Origin of the sequence: Bacillus sp. 0909A, assembly GCF_036765115.1 — a bacterium.
In the GTDB taxonomy this organism is placed as follows: Bacteria; Bacillota; Bacilli; order Bacillales; family Bacillaceae; genus Bacillus; species Bacillus mojavensis.
This window is the reverse complement of the sequence record NZ_JBAIZU010000001.1, coordinates 303,653-318,961: the sequence shown is the minus strand read 5'-3', so window position 1 is coordinate 318,961 and position 15,309 is coordinate 303,653. Positions and strand designations below refer to the sequence as shown.

Annotated in this window: 15 protein-coding genes and 1 pseudogene; 5 read left to right on the top strand and 11 right to left on the bottom strand. The window is 44.7% G+C overall.

The features are described from left to right. Window positions 1–83 precede the first annotated feature (83 nt). Entirely contained in the window at window positions 84–1,109 is a 1,026-nt protein-coding gene (gene iolG / locus V6D42_RS01615; RefSeq protein ID WP_333512184.1) for an inositol 2-dehydrogenase, read from the bottom strand. A 237-nt stretch (window positions 1,110–1,346) separates the two neighbouring features. Here iolG and V6D42_RS01610 point away from each other — a divergent pair, with 237 nt between their 5' ends. Next, entirely contained in the window at window positions 1,347–1,997 is a 651-nt protein-coding gene (locus V6D42_RS01610) for a phosphotransferase (RefSeq protein ID WP_268544363.1), read from the top strand. A gap of 41 nt (window positions 1,998–2,038) precedes the next feature. Here V6D42_RS01610 and V6D42_RS01605 read toward each other — a convergent pair whose 3' ends face one another. After that, complete coding sequence (locus V6D42_RS01605) at window positions 2,039–2,161, bottom strand: hypothetical protein (RefSeq protein WP_010335141.1); 123 nt, start codon at window positions 2,159–2,161, stop codon at window positions 2,039–2,041. A gap of 204 nt (window positions 2,162–2,365) precedes the next feature. Here V6D42_RS01605 and V6D42_RS01600 point away from each other — a divergent pair, with 204 nt between their 5' ends. Together V6D42_RS01600 and V6D42_RS01595 are read left to right on the top strand one after the other, a co-directional pair. Next, the gene (locus V6D42_RS01600) at window positions 2,366–2,692 is read left to right on the top strand and encodes a DUF5412 family protein (protein WP_333512183.1); all 327 of its coding nucleotides are present in this window, start codon (window positions 2,366–2,368) and stop codon (window positions 2,690–2,692) included. Window positions 2,693–2,960: 268 nt separating this feature from the next. Continuing rightward, the gene (locus V6D42_RS01595; protein ID WP_333512182.1) at window positions 2,961–4,415 is read left to right on the top strand and encodes an alanine/glycine:cation symporter family protein; all 1,455 of its coding nucleotides are present in this window, start codon (window positions 2,961–2,963) and stop codon (window positions 4,413–4,415) included. 46 nt (window positions 4,416–4,461) lie between these two features. Here the strand turns inward: V6D42_RS01595 and V6D42_RS01590 are convergent. The 6 genes and pseudogenes from V6D42_RS01590 to nadB form a co-directional block, all read right to left on the bottom strand. After that, window positions 4,462–5,179: pseudogene (locus tag V6D42_RS01590) on the bottom strand (YebC/PmpR family DNA-binding transcriptional regulator). A gap of 103 nt (window positions 5,180–5,282) precedes the next feature. Further along, complete coding sequence (locus V6D42_RS01585) at window positions 5,283–5,894, bottom strand: YhcN/YlaJ family sporulation lipoprotein (RefSeq protein ID WP_333512181.1); 612 nt, start codon at window positions 5,892–5,894, stop codon at window positions 5,283–5,285. Window positions 5,895–6,043: 149 nt separating this feature from the next. Further along, window positions 6,044–7,207, bottom strand: a complete 1,164-nt coding sequence (safA, locus tag V6D42_RS01580) for a spore coat assembly protein SafA (RefSeq protein WP_333512180.1) — start codon at window positions 7,205–7,207, stop codon at window positions 6,044–6,046. Window positions 7,208–7,324: 117 nt separating this feature from the next. Further along, on the bottom strand, window positions 7,325–8,428 hold the full coding sequence (nadA, locus tag V6D42_RS01575) for a quinolinate synthase NadA (RefSeq protein WP_333512179.1): 1,104 nt from the start codon (window positions 8,426–8,428) through the stop codon (window positions 7,325–7,327). Beyond that, a complete protein-coding gene (gene nadC, locus V6D42_RS01570) occupies window positions 8,415–9,284 on the bottom strand; it encodes a carboxylating nicotinate-nucleotide diphosphorylase (RefSeq protein WP_333512178.1) in 870 nt (289 codons plus the stop codon). The genes nadA and nadC overlap by 14 nt, the downstream gene beginning before the upstream one ends. Next, window positions 9,238–10,833: an L-aspartate oxidase gene (gene nadB / locus V6D42_RS01565; protein WP_333512177.1), complete on the bottom strand. Its 1,596-nt coding sequence runs from the start codon at window positions 10,831–10,833 to the stop codon at window positions 9,238–9,240. Before nadB ends, nadC begins: the two co-directional genes overlap by 47 nt. Before the next feature lie 102 nt (window positions 10,834–10,935). Between nadB and V6D42_RS01560 the strand changes: the two genes are divergently transcribed. Both V6D42_RS01560 and V6D42_RS01555 read left to right on the top strand, forming a co-directional pair. Next, the gene (locus V6D42_RS01560; RefSeq protein ID WP_333512571.1) at window positions 10,936–12,117 is read left to right on the top strand and encodes an IscS subfamily cysteine desulfurase; all 1,182 of its coding nucleotides are present in this window, start codon (window positions 10,936–10,938) and stop codon (window positions 12,115–12,117) included. Then, window positions 12,083–12,625: a transcription repressor NadR gene (locus V6D42_RS01555; protein ID WP_010335151.1), complete on the top strand. Its 543-nt coding sequence runs from the start codon at window positions 12,083–12,085 to the stop codon at window positions 12,623–12,625. Before V6D42_RS01560 ends, V6D42_RS01555 begins: the two co-directional genes overlap by 35 nt. A 21-nt stretch (window positions 12,626–12,646) precedes the next feature. Here the strand turns inward: V6D42_RS01555 and pheA are convergent, their stop codons facing one another. Genes pheA through obgE form a run of 3 tightly spaced genes read right to left on the bottom strand, consistent with a single transcriptional unit; the run spans window position 12,647 to window position 15,306 of the window. Beyond that, a complete protein-coding gene (gene pheA / locus V6D42_RS01550) occupies window positions 12,647–13,504 on the bottom strand; it encodes a prephenate dehydratase (protein ID WP_010335152.1) in 858 nt (285 codons plus the stop codon). Window positions 13,505–13,521: 17 nt separating this feature from the next. Then, a complete protein-coding gene (gene thrR / locus V6D42_RS01545; protein WP_010335153.1) occupies window positions 13,522–13,965 on the bottom strand; it encodes a transcriptional regulator ThrR in 444 nt (147 codons plus the stop codon). 54 nt (window positions 13,966–14,019) lie between these two features. After that, window positions 14,020–15,306: a GTPase ObgE gene (obgE, locus tag V6D42_RS01540; RefSeq protein WP_333512176.1), complete on the bottom strand. Its 1,287-nt coding sequence runs from the start codon at window positions 15,304–15,306 to the stop codon at window positions 14,020–14,022. Window positions 15,307–15,309 lie beyond the last annotated feature (3 nt).

Below are 15,309 nucleotides of genomic sequence, written 5' to 3'. Positions count from 1 at the left end.
ATTTCCACCGCCTACTTTTTATAAAGTATCAATGGAATGTATATACCCAAGCTTGCTGTATTGTAATCCTTTCTTTCTGAATATTAAAAAACAATTTTTTCAGTATGTTCAATGGTGACAGGCATGCCTAAAGCGAGCGACTGCTGAGCCGCCCTTGCTATTCGTTCCGCCTGAAAGCCGTCATCGCCGGTGCAGGCAGTCTCTCGATTTGTTTGGATGGCTTCTGCAAACTGAAGAATCTCCTCTACATAGGCTTCCTTATAGCGTTCGGGGAAAAAGAAATGCGGTTTATCCTTCATGACAGCGTCAGCGGTCGACACTTCTACCGTAGTCGGCCTGCTATTGTCCGCTGCTGCCGAGCCTTTCGTGCCGAAAACCTCGACCCGCTGGTCATATCCGTATACAGCTTGACGGCTGTTGTCTATCACACCCATGGCACCATTTGCAAATGTCAGGGTAATGACAGCCGTATCAATGTCCCCCAGCTCTGCAAAGGACGGATTCACCAAAGCCGCTCCTTTTGCATACACTTCCGTCACTTCACTTCCCATGATGTATCTGGCCATATCAAAATCATGAATCGACATATCGATAAAGAAGCCGCCTGATGTGCGAACATAATCAACATTCGGCGGTTCAGGGTCCCGTGACGTAATTTTTAATAAATGAGGCGTGCCGATTTCACCATTTGAGACAATGGTTTTGATTTTCCTAAAATGAGGGTCGAAACGGCGGTTAAACCCGACTTGCAGCTTAACCCCATGTTTCCGGACGGCCGCAAGTGCCTCCTTCGTTTCATCGGGAGAAAAACTGATTGGTTTTTCACAAAAAATATGTTTTTTCGCCTCAGCTGCTTCTCTGATGATTTGGATATGTGTGTTTGTTGGCGAACAGATAAAAACAGCGTCAATATCAGGATCAAGCAATAAATCTCTATAGTCAGCGGTTATGTATTCAATGTGGTGACTGGCGGCCCAATCCTGTAAACAGCTTGCAGAAATATCAGAAACCGCTTTTATTTTCATATGAGGAATCCGATGTATATTTTGAACATGAAGTTTGCCGATGCGCCCTGCACCGATAATTCCTGTCACCATCTGTTTCGTCATAGCGTGTTCCCCCTTGAAAGTTTACGAAAGCGCTTTATTTCAAATTAATAGTATCCCATTTGTAAGCGCTTTTCAAGGAGTGGAATAAACGTTTTCATGTCTCTTTTATCACAATCAAAGCTTATAGGTAGCCTTCTTTCCCAAGACCAGATACACTATATTTAGGCTCTTTTTCCTGAACAGTTTTGGATTTTCCTATAAACAACTGCATAAAATAGAGCAAAGAAGGTGAATGAAATGCTGACAAAAGCAGAGGCACTGGCCCATTCAGTCATATACCGCCAAAACAGCAGATTTGATAAAGTCAAAGAGAAACCCGAGGAATTGACATTAATCGGCAAGGGACGAAGCGCCTATGTGTTTGCCATAACAGAAGGTGACCGAAAAATGGCGCTGAAGGTATTTTTTCCGGAGTATCAAGCGACAGCCGTCAAAGAAGCAGCGATTTATGAAAAATTAGCCGGATCCGCATTCTACCCTGACATTTATGAAACTGGTGATTCATTTATTTTAATGGAATATATTAAAGGCGATACGTTTTATAACTGCCTGAAAAAAGGCATCGCGATCAGCGACGATATGATTCAGCAGGTAGAGGACGCACTTTCTGACGCCCGTGCAGCCGGTCTCAACCCGTCAGACATTCATTTGCGCAATCTGATTCTGACAGAATCCGGAGCAGTGCGGGTCATTGATGTCGCGAGATTTGAACAGACGAAAACGTGCACACAGTGGGATGATTTAAAAACGGCGTATCATACGCTTTATAAAAAGCCGATTTTCCCGAAAAAAATCCCGGGCTTTTGGCTTGAGCTTATTGCTTTTTTATATAAAAAAGATTGGTTTCAGAAGCACGTAGCACAACGGAAAAGAAAATATTCTTCATAGAAAAGGCAGCCGCATAAGCGGCTGCCTTTATCATTTTATTTTTACTTTCTGAGAGCAGAAATCAATTTCATTTGTTCAGGCGACAGCTTGATGCGATATCCTCTCACACTCAAATAAACCGCTTCTGAGTTCTTTTCGCTGGAATGACAATATGTGTTTTCCATTTCTGTCTCCCCCACCCTTTATCTACTTTCCTTTATCATACCTGCACTTTATTGAGGAAATTTTAAAGAAATGTAAAGATCGTATAAAATCCGTGATATGGTAAAATGAGAGAAAAAAAGGGAGAGAGTCACATCAAAACACGCAGTAAAGTCCCTCTTATTATATTCTCATGTCTTCTGTTCTTCGGCGGTGCCGTTTATTGGATGTTTTTTTCACTCAAAAACGTTCCGAAAGGCAGCCTCGTACAATCAGTGGCATCTCCGGACGGAAGCTATACGCTAAACACTTATGTATCCAAAAATACCTTAGGCTTAGATGCCGCCAGAGGCGAACTCGTGAATGAAAAAACACTTGTCAAAAAAACAATCTACTGGAATTATCCTGACAGCAGACCAGCTGTTAAATGGTTGAACAACAATACAGTAAAAATCGGCGGCCAGACTTTACATCTTGATATCGATGAAACTTATGATTGGCGAAAGGATGATCATTGGATTCGTGAGGAACCGCCGCAAGCATCAGTGAGGTAAGATGATGAAAGATCCTATCGCCTTACCTTTTATATGCGCAACGGCAGAGCTTGGCTATTTATTTCTCTAGGACTGTTTCACAATTGGTGACCTGCCTTTTTAAACAGAAACGCGGCGTACTTCATACGCTGCGCTTTTTTTACCCCATTCTCCCCTCTTATGATCATTTACACGTTATATAATGTGACAGATCGATTGTAAAAATAGTTCAATTAGCCCAAAATCCTCTTTATAAAATGAAATCGAAACGACATGAGGAGGAAGCTTGATGGCAGATTTTGTTGCTAGTTTAAACGCGGTCTTATGGAGTACACCCGTCATTTATACTTTATTAGGAATTGGTTTGATCTTTTCTATTGTGACCCGTTTTTTACAAGTCAGACACATCAAAGAAATGATTGTGCTGATGTTTCAAGGAAAGAGCTCAGAGGCAGGGGTATCTTCTTTTCAAGCATTATCAATCGCGCTGTCCGGCAGGGTGGGAACCGGGAACATTGCAGGGGTGGCAACAGCAATTGCCTTCGGCGGACCCGGCGCGGTGTTCTGGATGTGGGCCATTGCTTTTATCGGTGCTTCGAGCGCCTTTGTTGAATCTACTCTTGCCCAAATTTATAAAGTGAAACAAGGCGGCCAATATCGAGGCGGACCCGCTTATTATATAGAAAAAGGATTAGGTATTAAATGGTTTGCTGTTTTATTTGCGGTTGCGGCCCTGATTGCAATGGCTCTCCTTATGCCAGGGGTCCAGTCCAACTCCATTGCAGCGGGCGTCCAAAATGCATTCGGCATATCTCCTGCCATTACTGGCTGTTTTCTTGTTCTCTTATTAGGTTTTATCATTTTCGGAGGTGTAAAACGTATTGCCAGTGCAGCACAAATGATTGTCCCGTTTATGGCAGTCGGATACATTCTGCTATCCCTGATCATCATTGTGATGAATATTTCTGAACTGCCTGCTGTCATATCTTTGATTTTCAGAAGTGCATTTGCGTTAGATTCCGCATTCGGCGGTCTCATCGGCATGGCCATTTCATGGGGCGTCAAACGAGGCGTTTATTCAAACGAAGCCGGCCAAGGAACAGGTCCTCATCCCGCTGCAGCTGCAGAGGTGTCCCATCCAGTAAAGCAGGGATTGGTTCAGGCATTTTCTGTTTATATCGACACTTTATTTGTATGTTCCGCTACAGCATTCATGATTTTATTTACGGGTATGTACAATACACAGGCTGCCGACGGATCATTTATTGTCAATCACCTGAAAGGCGTAGAAGCTGGACCCGGCTTCACTCAGGCCGCCATTGACAGTGTGCTGCCCGGCTTTGGTGCAGGCTTTGTCGCTATTGCTTTGTTCTTCTTCGCTTTTACAACCATCATGGCTTATTACTACATCGCTGAAACAAATATCGCGTATTTAGCGAGAGGCAGAGAAAGCAAGTGGGCTATGCTTGGCTTAAAACTGATCATTTTAGCCGCGACATTCTACGGTGCGGTCAAAACCGCTACACTCGCTTGGGCTCTAGGTGACGCGGGACTTGGCATTATGGTTTGGCTGAACGTCATTGCCATTGTTTTGCTCGCCAAGCCAGCGCTTATTGCGTTAAAGGATTATGAGCAACAGAAGAAACAAGGGTTAGACCCAGTCTTTGATCCTAAAACTCTCGGCATCAAAAACGCTGATTTCTGGGAGAAAGAATACATCCACGAAAAAGAGCACGTCTCTTAAGTGAAAAAAGACCGGCCTGAGATCACTTCGCGCCGGTCTTTTCATATTACTGGTAATTGGTATACACTGCCTGAACATCATCATCGTCTTCAAGCGCATCGATCAATTTTTCCAGTTTTTCAACAGCCTCGTCATCAGCGCCTGCATATGTTTTCGGTATCATGGTCACCTCAGCTGAATCGACAGGATAATCCCTTTCAATTGCTGCTTTTACCTTTTCAAAACGTTCAGGCGCTGATAATACTTCAAAGTATTCATCCTCTGTCCGCAGCTCTTCGCCGCCCGCTTCTATGACATCAAGCATCAGTTCATCCTCTTCTATTTGCCGCTCTGTACGGTCAATTGCAATGTATCCCTTCCGTTCAAATAAAAATGCTACACATCCGCTTTCTCAGACTTCCGCCGTTTTTATTGAAAGCTGTCCGCACATTTGTCGCCGTACGGTTTTTATTATCAGTTAAGCACTCCACCATGACGGCAACCCCTGATGGGCCGTAGCCTTCATAGATGATTTCCTCATAGCTGCTTCCGTCCTGGTTTCCTGCGGCTTTTTTAAGGGCACGGTCTATATTTTCATTTGGCATATTGGCGCCTTTTGCTTTTTCAATCACAAGCCGCAATGCTGAATTTGCTTCAGGATCGGCTCCGCCTTGCTTCGCAGCCACATAAATTTCTTTAGCAAGCTTCATAAATATTTTACCGCGCTTTGCATCTTGCGCATTTTTTCTTTTTTGTATGTTTTTCCATTTAGAATGGCCAGCCATGCTTTCACCTTCCTTGATATTTCTATGTACACTTTAATGGGTATTGCAATCCGTTGTAAAGAAAAAGACCGCCGGGAATCACTCTCCGGCAGCCTTCTTAGTCCTAGCGTCTGTTCATTTTATGAAGTCTTGTGAACAGACCTTTATCTGTAGATACTTGAACGTCACGGCCATCCGCATAGTTTCGTGCGGCTTTTGTGACATTTTGTCTGTCAGACTTTGTGAAATCAGCGTGGCTTCTGACTGCGATGACGACTTTGTCATCCGTGACCATGACTTGTGTGTCATTGACGTTTTTGACTTGTTTCACACGATTGGCGATTTTTGCGGCAAGTCTTCTGTTCTCTTGGTTGTCATACCCGTTGTTGTTCGTCCCATTTCGGTTCATGTTTCTGTTATTAGTGTTGTTATATGTTCCGTCTGTTGTCAATGGGACGCGATCATCGGCAGTAACACGGTCGTTTACATTGGTTGTGTTTCGGTCACGGCCGTTCTGGCCGTTTTGGTCTTCCATCAATTCAGAGACCGGGCCATCGTGATCCATCCCGTCTCCCTGTCTGTCAGCGTCGTTCTCATTTGTATAATATCCGATTGGACGGGTATTACCGTTATTACCATTATTACGCGTATCATTAAGGGCATCATTATTTGCGCCGCATGCTGTTAATCCGGCTGTCATCAAAATGAGGCCTGCAATTGTTAACTTTCTACCCAATGGAAAAACCCCCCTGAGGACTGATTGAGCATGTTGTGCTCGTTTTTATCATGCGCATCAGGGAGATATGTTAAGCGTGTCAGTTATGACCATTCGTCATATACAAAACAATAACCAAAAAAAGGAACGATTTACATCGTCCCGAGCAATCATTCACTTTCTTCTTCCGGCCGTCCAAACATCTGATTTGTTGAAGGCTGATTTGGCATGGATGTTCCGGCTCCATACGGATTCGGATTTGCTCCTCCGTAAGGCATATAAGGCGTTCCATATGCGCCTCCCTGATAACCAGGTGCTGAGAAGTATGGCTGCTGATCATCGTCACACCCGCAATCATCATGATCCTTAAATGGCGGCATATAACCATGCGCCATATTTGGCTGATAAGCACCCATCACTTGAGGAGCGCCATAATAAGGACCATATGGCATATGCCCATAAGGAGATCCATAAGCCGGCGATGCATATTGAGGCGCGCCGTGCGAAGGCTGATATCCGTAATGCCCGTGATGGCTGTTTTCATGATGCTGGTTATCATATTTACCCGGATCATATTGCGAAGGTGATACAAAACCTGGCTGGTAGCCATAAGGCTGATGCATCGGAAATGCATGTGCAGGATAGTATGGGTAGCACAGGCCGGATCCAGGCAGAACCGGTGAGACAGGAACCGGACATGGTACAAAATGGGTTGGATACGGATAATATGGCTGAACTGCCGGCATATTCGGAACAGTGTGGTGGATGTTTTCTTCTTCCAGACCGCCTACATCTGGCGCTTTAGGCGTATTAGGCATATTCGGATAATTTGCATTTTCCATATTACTCATTGCCTCCTGTTGTGGAAATTGATCTTGCATGTGATACATATGATCTATATTTCCGTCATGATGCTTTTTAGGCTCCTCCGGTTTAGGGGGTGACCAAGGCTGAAAAAGCTGATTCATATCATAATAATCGTTTACATCAGCTTCAGGATACACATTATCATGCAAATTCGGCATCGGCGGGACAAAAGGAACTGACTGCTTTTCTTTCGGTTTTGTGTCTTCTACGTCGACAACGGATTTAGGCTTCTCCTTGGAATATGGGTGTTCTTTCATCTCATTCCCGGATGCCGCCGGGCTTTTGCCAGCTTTTATCTCTTTTCTGACCGGAACACCTCCAGACGGCACTTTTATTTTCATCCCAGGCATGATTAAATCTGGATTGCTGAGCTGCGTATTGAGTTTTTTCACTTCCTCAACATCAACTCCGTACTTTTCAGCTATTTTCCAGAGTGAATCGCCTTTTTGAACGATATGGATTTTCAACGTTTTCCCCTCCTATGCAAAACGTGAACAGTTCAGTTGTGTGATTACAATATGTTTCTTCACAACATATGCCTGCTCAAAAGAAGTTATGAGTACAGGAGGGGAAATATTTCTGATTTACGTAATGGAAAGCATTCGATTCAGCGCAAGAAGGGCATCGTCCTGAATGACTTTCGGCACTTTGATCACGCCTGCTGGTTCTCCTTTTTCTATTTGTTCTAAAGACCAGAGCAAATGCGGGAGGTCAATTCGATTCATCGTCAGACACGGACACATATCCGGATTCAATGATTCGATCTGTTTGTCGGGATACTCTTGTATCAGTCGCTGAACAAGATTCATTTCTGTACCGATTGCCCACTTGCTTCCCGGCTGAGCGTGGCTGATGGTATCAATAATATATTTCGTTGATCCGCTGTCGTCACTTTGCATTACAACTTCATGAGAGCACTCGGGATGAACAATGATCCGGATGTCAGAATCTCGTTCTCTCAAATCATTTATATTTTTCACAGTGAATTTTTCATGAACAGAGCAGTGGCCTTTCCAAAGTATAACCTTGATATCGTTTTGTTCTGCTTCGTTCTCCAATTGATCTTGAATCGGGTCCCAGACAGCCATGTCTTCAAGCGGGATACCCAGTTCATAAGCGGTGTTTCTTCCTAAATGCTGATCAGGCAGAAATAAAATGCGTTTTTTCTGTGTAAACGCCCACTCAAGCACTTTTTTTGCATTCGATGAGGTTACAGTCGCTCCACCGTGCTTTCCGACAAATGCCTTGATCTCCGCAGTGGAATTCACATAGGTTAATGGTATGATCGTGTCGCCGAATATATGCTGAAGTTTCTCCCACGCCCTGTTCGTCTGCTGCATATCAGCCATATCAGCCATGGAACAGCCCGCTCTCATATCTGGCAGGATGACCGTTTGGTCCGCACCCGTCAGCATATCAGCGGTCTCTGCCATAAAATGTACGCCGCAAAATACAATATATTCCGCATTCTTATTTTTTTCGGCCATTTGGGCAAGCTGGAGAGAATCGCCCGTTTGGTCCGCAAACTGAATCACTTCATCCTTTTGATAATGATGGCCTGGAATAAGCAGCCTGCTCCCGAACTTTTCCTTAATGGCGGCAACACGTCTCTCCATCTCCCCCATTGACAGACCTTTATAATGATCAGGCATCATTTCAAATTGCTTCATTGCATCAAGAATTGACATAATCGCACTCCTCCACTGGCTGATTTGTTAACGCCACATCCATGCTGATATCTAAGCTTTTGACCGAATGAGTCAGAAACCCCAAAGAAATATAATTCACACCTGTTCCTCTAAAAGTGGGAAGAGATTCTAATGTAATGCCTCCGGAAGCTTCGGTTTTAATGTGATCCGGTGTGATATTTGCAAAATGGCGGACAGTATCAGGCGGACAATTGTCAAACATAATGACATCCGCTTCAGCAAGAATGGCTTCTCTGAGCTGCTCCTCAGATTCAATTTCCACTTCAATATTCACCATGTGCCCTGCCGCCTGTCGCGCTTTTTCACACGCCTTTACAATGGAACCGCAAGCTGCAATGTGATTATCTTTGATCATGATTCCGTCGTATAGGCCGAATCGATGGTTATATCCTCCTCCGACCCTGACCGCATATTTTTCGAGCATTCTTAACCCCGGCGTCGTTTTCCTTGTGTCACAAATCTTAATTTGATCATCATCAAGCCGTGCAACAGCATGTCTTGTCATCGTCGCAATCCCCGACATCCTTTGAATAAGATTTAATACTACCCTCTCTCCAGAAAGAAGAGCAGCCGCCGGCCCGCGTAAGACGGCAATCACATCACCCTTTTGCAAATGATCTCCATCTTTTTTGTGCAAACACGCCTGAACCTTTTCATCTAATAAAGCAAAGCCTTCTTTAATCACCGCAGCTCCGGCGAAAATGCCGTCTGACTTTGCAACAATTGAGGCCTCACAGTTCTGTCCTTCAAAGATGGACTGTGATGTAAGATCTCCCGTCCCTATATCCTCATGAAAAAAGTGATTCAGCAATTTTTTCAGCTGTAAAAGATTCATTTTTCCAAATCCCTTCGTTTTTTCTCATTCTTGTTCCCTTTTTTGTATGGACAATTTGGAGTCCTTGCCAGCCTGCATCAGCCTGAGGGACATCAATTCGAAAATGCGCCCCCCTGCTTTCTTCCCGCAATAGAGCAGACGAGGTCATCAGCTTTGCAACCTGCCACAAGTGAGAAAGCTCCAGCTGCGGAATTGTGATATCCTTCACATTTAACGTCTGAGAAGGGAGCCCATATAGCCAATTGCTCATCTCAATCAGTCTGTCTTTTTCTCTTATTATGGACATATCGCTTGTCATTCTGTTTTGCAGTTCAGAAAGCTCAATATTCGGCACCTCATAAACTCCTCTGGCTTCACTGGTGAATTGACTATACCTGTTATCAACCGGTTTTCTCATGATGTGTTCTGCTGCTCGTTTCCCAAACACAAGTGCCTCCAGCAAGGAATTGCTCGCAAGACGATTGGCTCCATGTAAGCCGGTGCATGCTGTTTCCCCTATCGCGTAAAGCCCGGGCACAGTTGTTTCTCCCCACCGATTGACTGAAACGCCACCCATTAAAAAATGCATTCCCGGCGCAACAGGTATTTTTCTTTTACGAATATCGACTCCTGCCTTTTCACAAATAGAGGTGATTGTGGGAAAACGCACTTCGAAGTCAGAAATAGCACTGCAATCGATATACACACGTTTTCCTTTTGCTATTTCTTCATGAATGATCCGCGAGACGACGTCCCGTGGTGCTAAATCCTCCAGCGGGTGCCGTCCGGCCATAATGCGGCGGCCGTTTTGGTCTGTTAAAAAACCGCCCTCACCTCTGACTGCCTCAGAAACAAGCCCACACGAGACGCCATTTTTGACAAGCAGTGTAGGGTGAAACTGGGCAAACTCTAAATCAGTTAATTCCGCTCCGGCCCGATAAGCAAGTGAAAGACCGTCACCTGTGACAGATGGATCGTTCGTATGGTGCTGAAACAAGCTTCCGCATCCGCCAGCTGCCAGCACAATCTCATCTGCATGCCGAAAATTGATCCGACCGCGGCTGTCTTTCGTTACGACACCAACACAGCGCCCATTCTTCATCAGCATATCAACCGCTGTTTCATTCTCGATTACTTCGATTTGGCTTTTGATTTGTTTGAGCAAATAATCAATGAGCATGCTGCCTGTAGCGTCACCGCCTGCATGAAAAATGCGGTTGTTCGTATGGGCTCCTTCCCTGCCGAGGCTGACGTGGCCTTGTTCATTCCGGTCAAATGGAAAGTCATTCTCCAGAAAATTCTCGATAATGGTTTTTCCTTCAAGTAAAACGTCTGATACGATGTTTAGATCGTTATGTCCGCAGCCTGCATATAACGTATCCTCCATATGAGCCGCAATAGAGTCATCTTTTGCATAAGCCGCAGCAATTCCTCCCTGTGCATGTCTTGAATTGCTGTTTTTTATGCCTTTTTTCGTGATGACAGTCACCTGGTATGATGGCGGAAGTGCAGAAGCCAGGGCAAGTGCTGCCGCTCCTGAACCAATGACCGCAATCGTCTTTATAGACATATGCCACCTCCTGTTGTTTACACCTGTCTTGACACCTATATTTACACAAGGATAAAATAAACTCAAGAGTTTTTTATGAAGAACATATGGGGGAAAGACCGGATGATTTATTTAGATTATGCAGCAACCACGCCAATTTGCGAGGAAGCTCTGGACGTTTTTCAGAAGCTCAGCATTGAAATGTACGGAAATGCCAGCAGTTTGCATGATGCTGGGGGAAAAGCAAAGCATATACTGGAGTACTGCCGGGGGAAACTAGCTGCCATAATCGGCGGAGAAACAGATGGGATATATTTTACAAGCGGCGGCACTGAATCCAATTTTCTTGGCATTCAATCATTGTTAAACGGCCTGCCAAAAACAAAAAGACATTTTATTACGACGGCCATGGAACATCAATCAATCCATAACTGTGCTGCTTTTCTGCATAATCATGGCTTTGACGTGACAATCATTAAGCCTAATGAGTATGGACTTATTACCGAGGAAATATTGGCAGCCCATATTCGACCGGACACAGGCCTGGTTTCTATTCAGCATGCCAATTCAGAAACAGGAATTATTCAGCCCATTAAACACCTGGCGTCGTTTCTTCACAACAGGCAAATTCTTCTTCATTGTGATGCGGTTCAAACATTCGGCAAACTGCCCATCAATACGGAGGAAATGGGGGTGGATGCTCTATCTGTATCCAGTCACAAAATCCACGGCCCTAAAGGAGTCGGAGCCGTCTATATTCGACCGGACGTAAATTGGAAACCAGTATACCCTGACACCGCTCACGAGAATGGATTTCGAGCAGGAACGGTAAACGTACCGGGTATCGGAGCCTTTACAGCGGCAGCGGAGCTGATCACAAATGAAATGGAAAAACAGATATCCCACAATCAAATGCTGAGACAATACTTTTTAGACCAAATCGGTATTCGGTCTCTCCCTGTAACCCTTGCGGCAGATGGTACAAACACAGAATGTCTGCCCCATATTATCGGGTGTTTTTTTGGCTCATTTGAAGGACAATATGTTATGTTAGAATGTAATCGGAATAATATTTGCATTTCAACGGGAAGCGCTTGTTCTGCAGGTTATCACGGGCCGTCTGAAACGATGAAAGCGTTAAGAAAAACAGAACAGGAAGCCTTGCAATTTATCCGGATTTCTTTCGGAAGAAACACAACCACTGAACAGCTGGATATGTTATTACATACGTTTACAGCGCTTTTGGAACAAAGGAAAGGAGAATATCATATTGACCGAAGAATTAAAGCTCATGGGCGCCAATAGGCGTGAGCAGCTTCTTTTGTGGCTGAAGGAATCCCAATCGCCGCTGACAGGAGGAGAGCTCGCCAAAAAAGCAAATGTTTCAAGACAGGTGATCGTTCAGGATATCTCGCTTTTAAAAGCGAAAAATGAGCCGATTATCGCCACAAGCCAAGGGTATGTCTATCTGGACGCCGCCGCTCAAAAGCATCAGCAGGCAGAAAGAATCATAGCGTGTTTGCACGGACCTGAACGGACAGAAGAGGAATTGCAGCTCATCGTGGATGAAGGGGTAACTGTAAAAGACGTAAAAATTGAGCACCCTGTATACGGCGATTTAACTGCAGCGATCCAAGTCGGCACGCGAAAAGAAGTCAAACATTTCATCAAAAAGATCAATTCCACAAATGCCGCCTATTTATCACAGCTGACAGATGGTGTGCATCTCCATACACTGACAGCGCCGGATGAACATCGCATCGATCAAGCCTGTCAAGCGCTCGAGGAAGCCGGCATTTTGATTGAAGACTAAAAAAAGCCCTATTAGGGCTTTTTATAATTGATAAGATTGATATGTACCAAGCAGCTTTACTTTGCACCCGAGCGCTTCAAGCTCCTGCATAGCTCCAGGGATTAATACTTCATCAAACGCCTGTTCAATATCAATAATAAAGAAATAATTCCCTAACCCGGTTTTGGTCGGACGGGATTCGATTTTTGACAGGTTTAAGTTTCTCCAAGAAAAAGCAGACAGCACTCTATGCAGCGCTCCGGATTGATCATCCTGAGGAAGCATCACCATCAATGTTGTTTTTGGTCTTGAATTCAATTTTGAATTCACTTCAAAGGTTATATTTTCATCAGGAGACAGAATAACAAATCGCGTATGATTGTCTCTATAGTCCTGTATATCCCGTTTTACGATTTTTAATCCGTATGTAGAAGCCGCCATTTCATTGGCAATCACCCCGATATTCAGCTCGGGATGGTCACTGACAAACTTTGCCGCCGCTCCAGTTGAATTGGCGTATTCATACGGAACGGAAGAAAAATGCCGATGGAGAAACTTATGGCACTGCGCAATCGCATGTGAGTGCGAATAAATTTTGTTCAGGTCTTTCCACGCATTCTCTCTGGAAGGATGAACGAGTAAGTGCTGATGTATCGGCAATGTCATTTCACCTACGATAGGCAGAGGCTGTTCATGTATTAAATAGTCTATTGTTAAGTTTACTGATCCTTCTAATGCGTTCTCTAAAGGTACAAAAGCGAAATCAACCTCACCTGCAACTGCCGCATCTATACATTCCGGTATCGTGCGGTAAGCAACATGCTCGGCGCCATTTAGAAAACAAGAACTGACTGCTAGATGTGTGAATGTAGCTGCTGGACCTAAGTAACCGACTTTCATGACGATATTCTCTCCCCTTACGCTCCTGAACCTAATATTTCAACCTTTTCTACAAAGTCAAACTTTCTCATCTTGTTCATTAATGTATGAATGTCCTCTTCCATTGCAGACGTACTGATAGACAGCGTTACGTTTGCTCTCCCTTGAAGCGGAATGGTCTGGTGAATGGAAAGAACGTTGCTTCCAGAGTCAGCCACCGCCTGAAGGAGCTGAGATAACGCGCCTGAGCGATCCTCTAAATGAAAGAAAAGTGTGATAATTTGTTCTTTAACCATTGTATAAAAAGGAAAAACGGCATCTCTGTATTTATAAAATGCGCTTCTGCTTAAATCTACCTTTTGAACGGCGTCTGCCACTGATTCTGCTTTTTTTCGATCCAGCAGTTTTTTGACTTCCAATGTTTTTCTCATCGCATCAGGCAACACATCTTCACGGACAAGATAAAACGTCTCCTCTTTCACTTGCATCCCCCCTTTTGAAAATAGAGAGCCTGATATCCAGGCTCTCACCCATCATTAATCAATAAATTCAAATTCAAATTCAAGAAGTCTGATAATGTCTCCGTCTTTGGCCCCGCGTTCTCTGAGTGCTTCGTCAACACCCATCCCCCGCATCTGTCTTGCAAATCGTTTAACAGATTCATCACGTGAGAAATCAGTCATCTTGAATAACCGCTCAAGACTGTCTCCTGAAAGCACAAAGACTCCGTCAGGTTCTCGCGTAATGTTAAATGGCACTTCTTCATTCTCCATCGTGTACATGACACGGTTTTGCGTAAGCTCTTCCTCGTCATACAGCGGGAATTCCGGAGTGTTTTCCAGCTGATTGGCGACTTCGTACAAAAGCTCGCGAAGACCTTCTCTTGTCACTGCACTGACTGGGAACACCGGATAATCATCCTTCAGCTTTTCTTTAAACCCTTCAAGATTTTCAGCCGCCTGCGGCATGTCCATTTTATTCGCGACAATAATTTGCGGGCGCTCCGTGAGACGCAAATTGTACTCGCTCAATTCCTGATTAATCGTCACATAATCCTCATATGGATCGCGGCCTTCCAAGCCGGACATATCAATGACATGAACGATAACGCGGGTCCGCTCAATATGGCGCAAAAATTGGTGGCCAAGCCCGACGCCTTGATGAGCCCCTTCAATCAGTCCAGGCAAATCAGCCATAACGAAGCTCCGTCCGTCATCTGTTTCGACCATGCCAAGATTCGGAACAAGTGTCGTAAAGTGATAATCCGCAATTTTCGGTTTGGCAGATGAAACGACGGACAATAAAGTCGATTTCCCTACACTTGGGAACCCGACAAGCCCGACATCTGCAAGCACTTTTAATTCAAGAACAACATAGCGTTCTTTTCCCGGTTCACCGTTTTCTGAGAGCTGAGGTGCAGGGTTTGCCGGTGTGGCAAAGCGTGAGTTTCCTCTTCCGCCTCTTCCGCCCATTGCGATGACTGCCCGCTGTCCATGCTCGGTTAAATCGGCAATGACCTGCTTTGTATCATCGTCTGTCACAACTGTGCCGGGCGGAACTTTAATGACCATATCCTCCGCATTTCGTCCATGCTGGTTTTTTGACATGCCATGTTCGCCGCGAATCGCTTTAAAGTGTTTTTTATATCTAAAATCCATAAGAGTACGGAGACCTTCGTCCACTTCAAAAACGACGTCTCCTCCCTTTCCGCCGTCTCCGCCGGCAGGGCCGCCTTTCGGCACATATTTTTCACGGCGAAACGCAACCATCCCGTTGCCTCCGTCGCCGCCTTTTACATACACTTTCACCTGATCTACAAACATAAT

What these genes read in the sequence shown, in the direction of transcription:
- iolG (WP_333512184.1), bottom strand. Translation starts at nt 1,109, where the DNA reads ATGACGAAACAGATGGTGACAGGAATTATCGGTGCAGGGCGCATCGGC.
- V6D42_RS01610 (WP_268544363.1), top strand. Translation starts at nt 1,347, where the DNA reads ATGCTGACAAAAGCAGAGGCACTGGCCCATTCAGTCATATACCGCCAA.
- V6D42_RS01605 (WP_010335141.1), bottom strand. Translation starts at nt 2,161, where the DNA reads ATGGAAAACACATATTGTCATTCCAGCGAAAAGAACTCAGAAGCGGTT.
- V6D42_RS01600 (WP_333512183.1), top strand. Translation starts at nt 2,366, where the DNA reads ATGTTTTTTTCACTCAAAAACGTTCCGAAAGGCAGCCTCGTACAATCA.
- V6D42_RS01595 (WP_333512182.1), top strand. Translation starts at nt 2,961, where the DNA reads ATGGCAGATTTTGTTGCTAGTTTAAACGCGGTCTTATGGAGTACACCC.
- nadA (WP_333512179.1), bottom strand. Translation starts at nt 8,428, where the DNA reads ATGTCAATTCTTGATGCAATGAAGCAATTTGAAATGATGCCTGATCAT.
- nadC (WP_333512178.1), bottom strand. Translation starts at nt 9,284, where the DNA reads ATGAATCTTTTACAGCTGAAAAAATTGCTGAATCACTTTTTTCATGAG.
- nadB (WP_333512177.1), bottom strand. Translation starts at nt 10,833, where the DNA reads ATGTCTATAAAGACGATTGCGGTCATTGGTTCAGGAGCGGCAGCACTT.
- V6D42_RS01560 (WP_333512571.1), top strand. Translation starts at nt 10,936, where the DNA reads ATGATTTATTTAGATTATGCAGCAACCACGCCAATTTGCGAGGAAGCT.
- pheA (WP_010335152.1), bottom strand. Translation starts at nt 13,504, where the DNA reads ATGAAAGTCGGTTACTTAGGTCCAGCAGCTACATTCACACATCTAGCA.
- obgE (WP_333512176.1), bottom strand. Translation starts at nt 15,306, where the DNA reads ATGTTTGTAGATCAGGTGAAAGTGTATGTAAAAGGCGGCGACGGAGGC.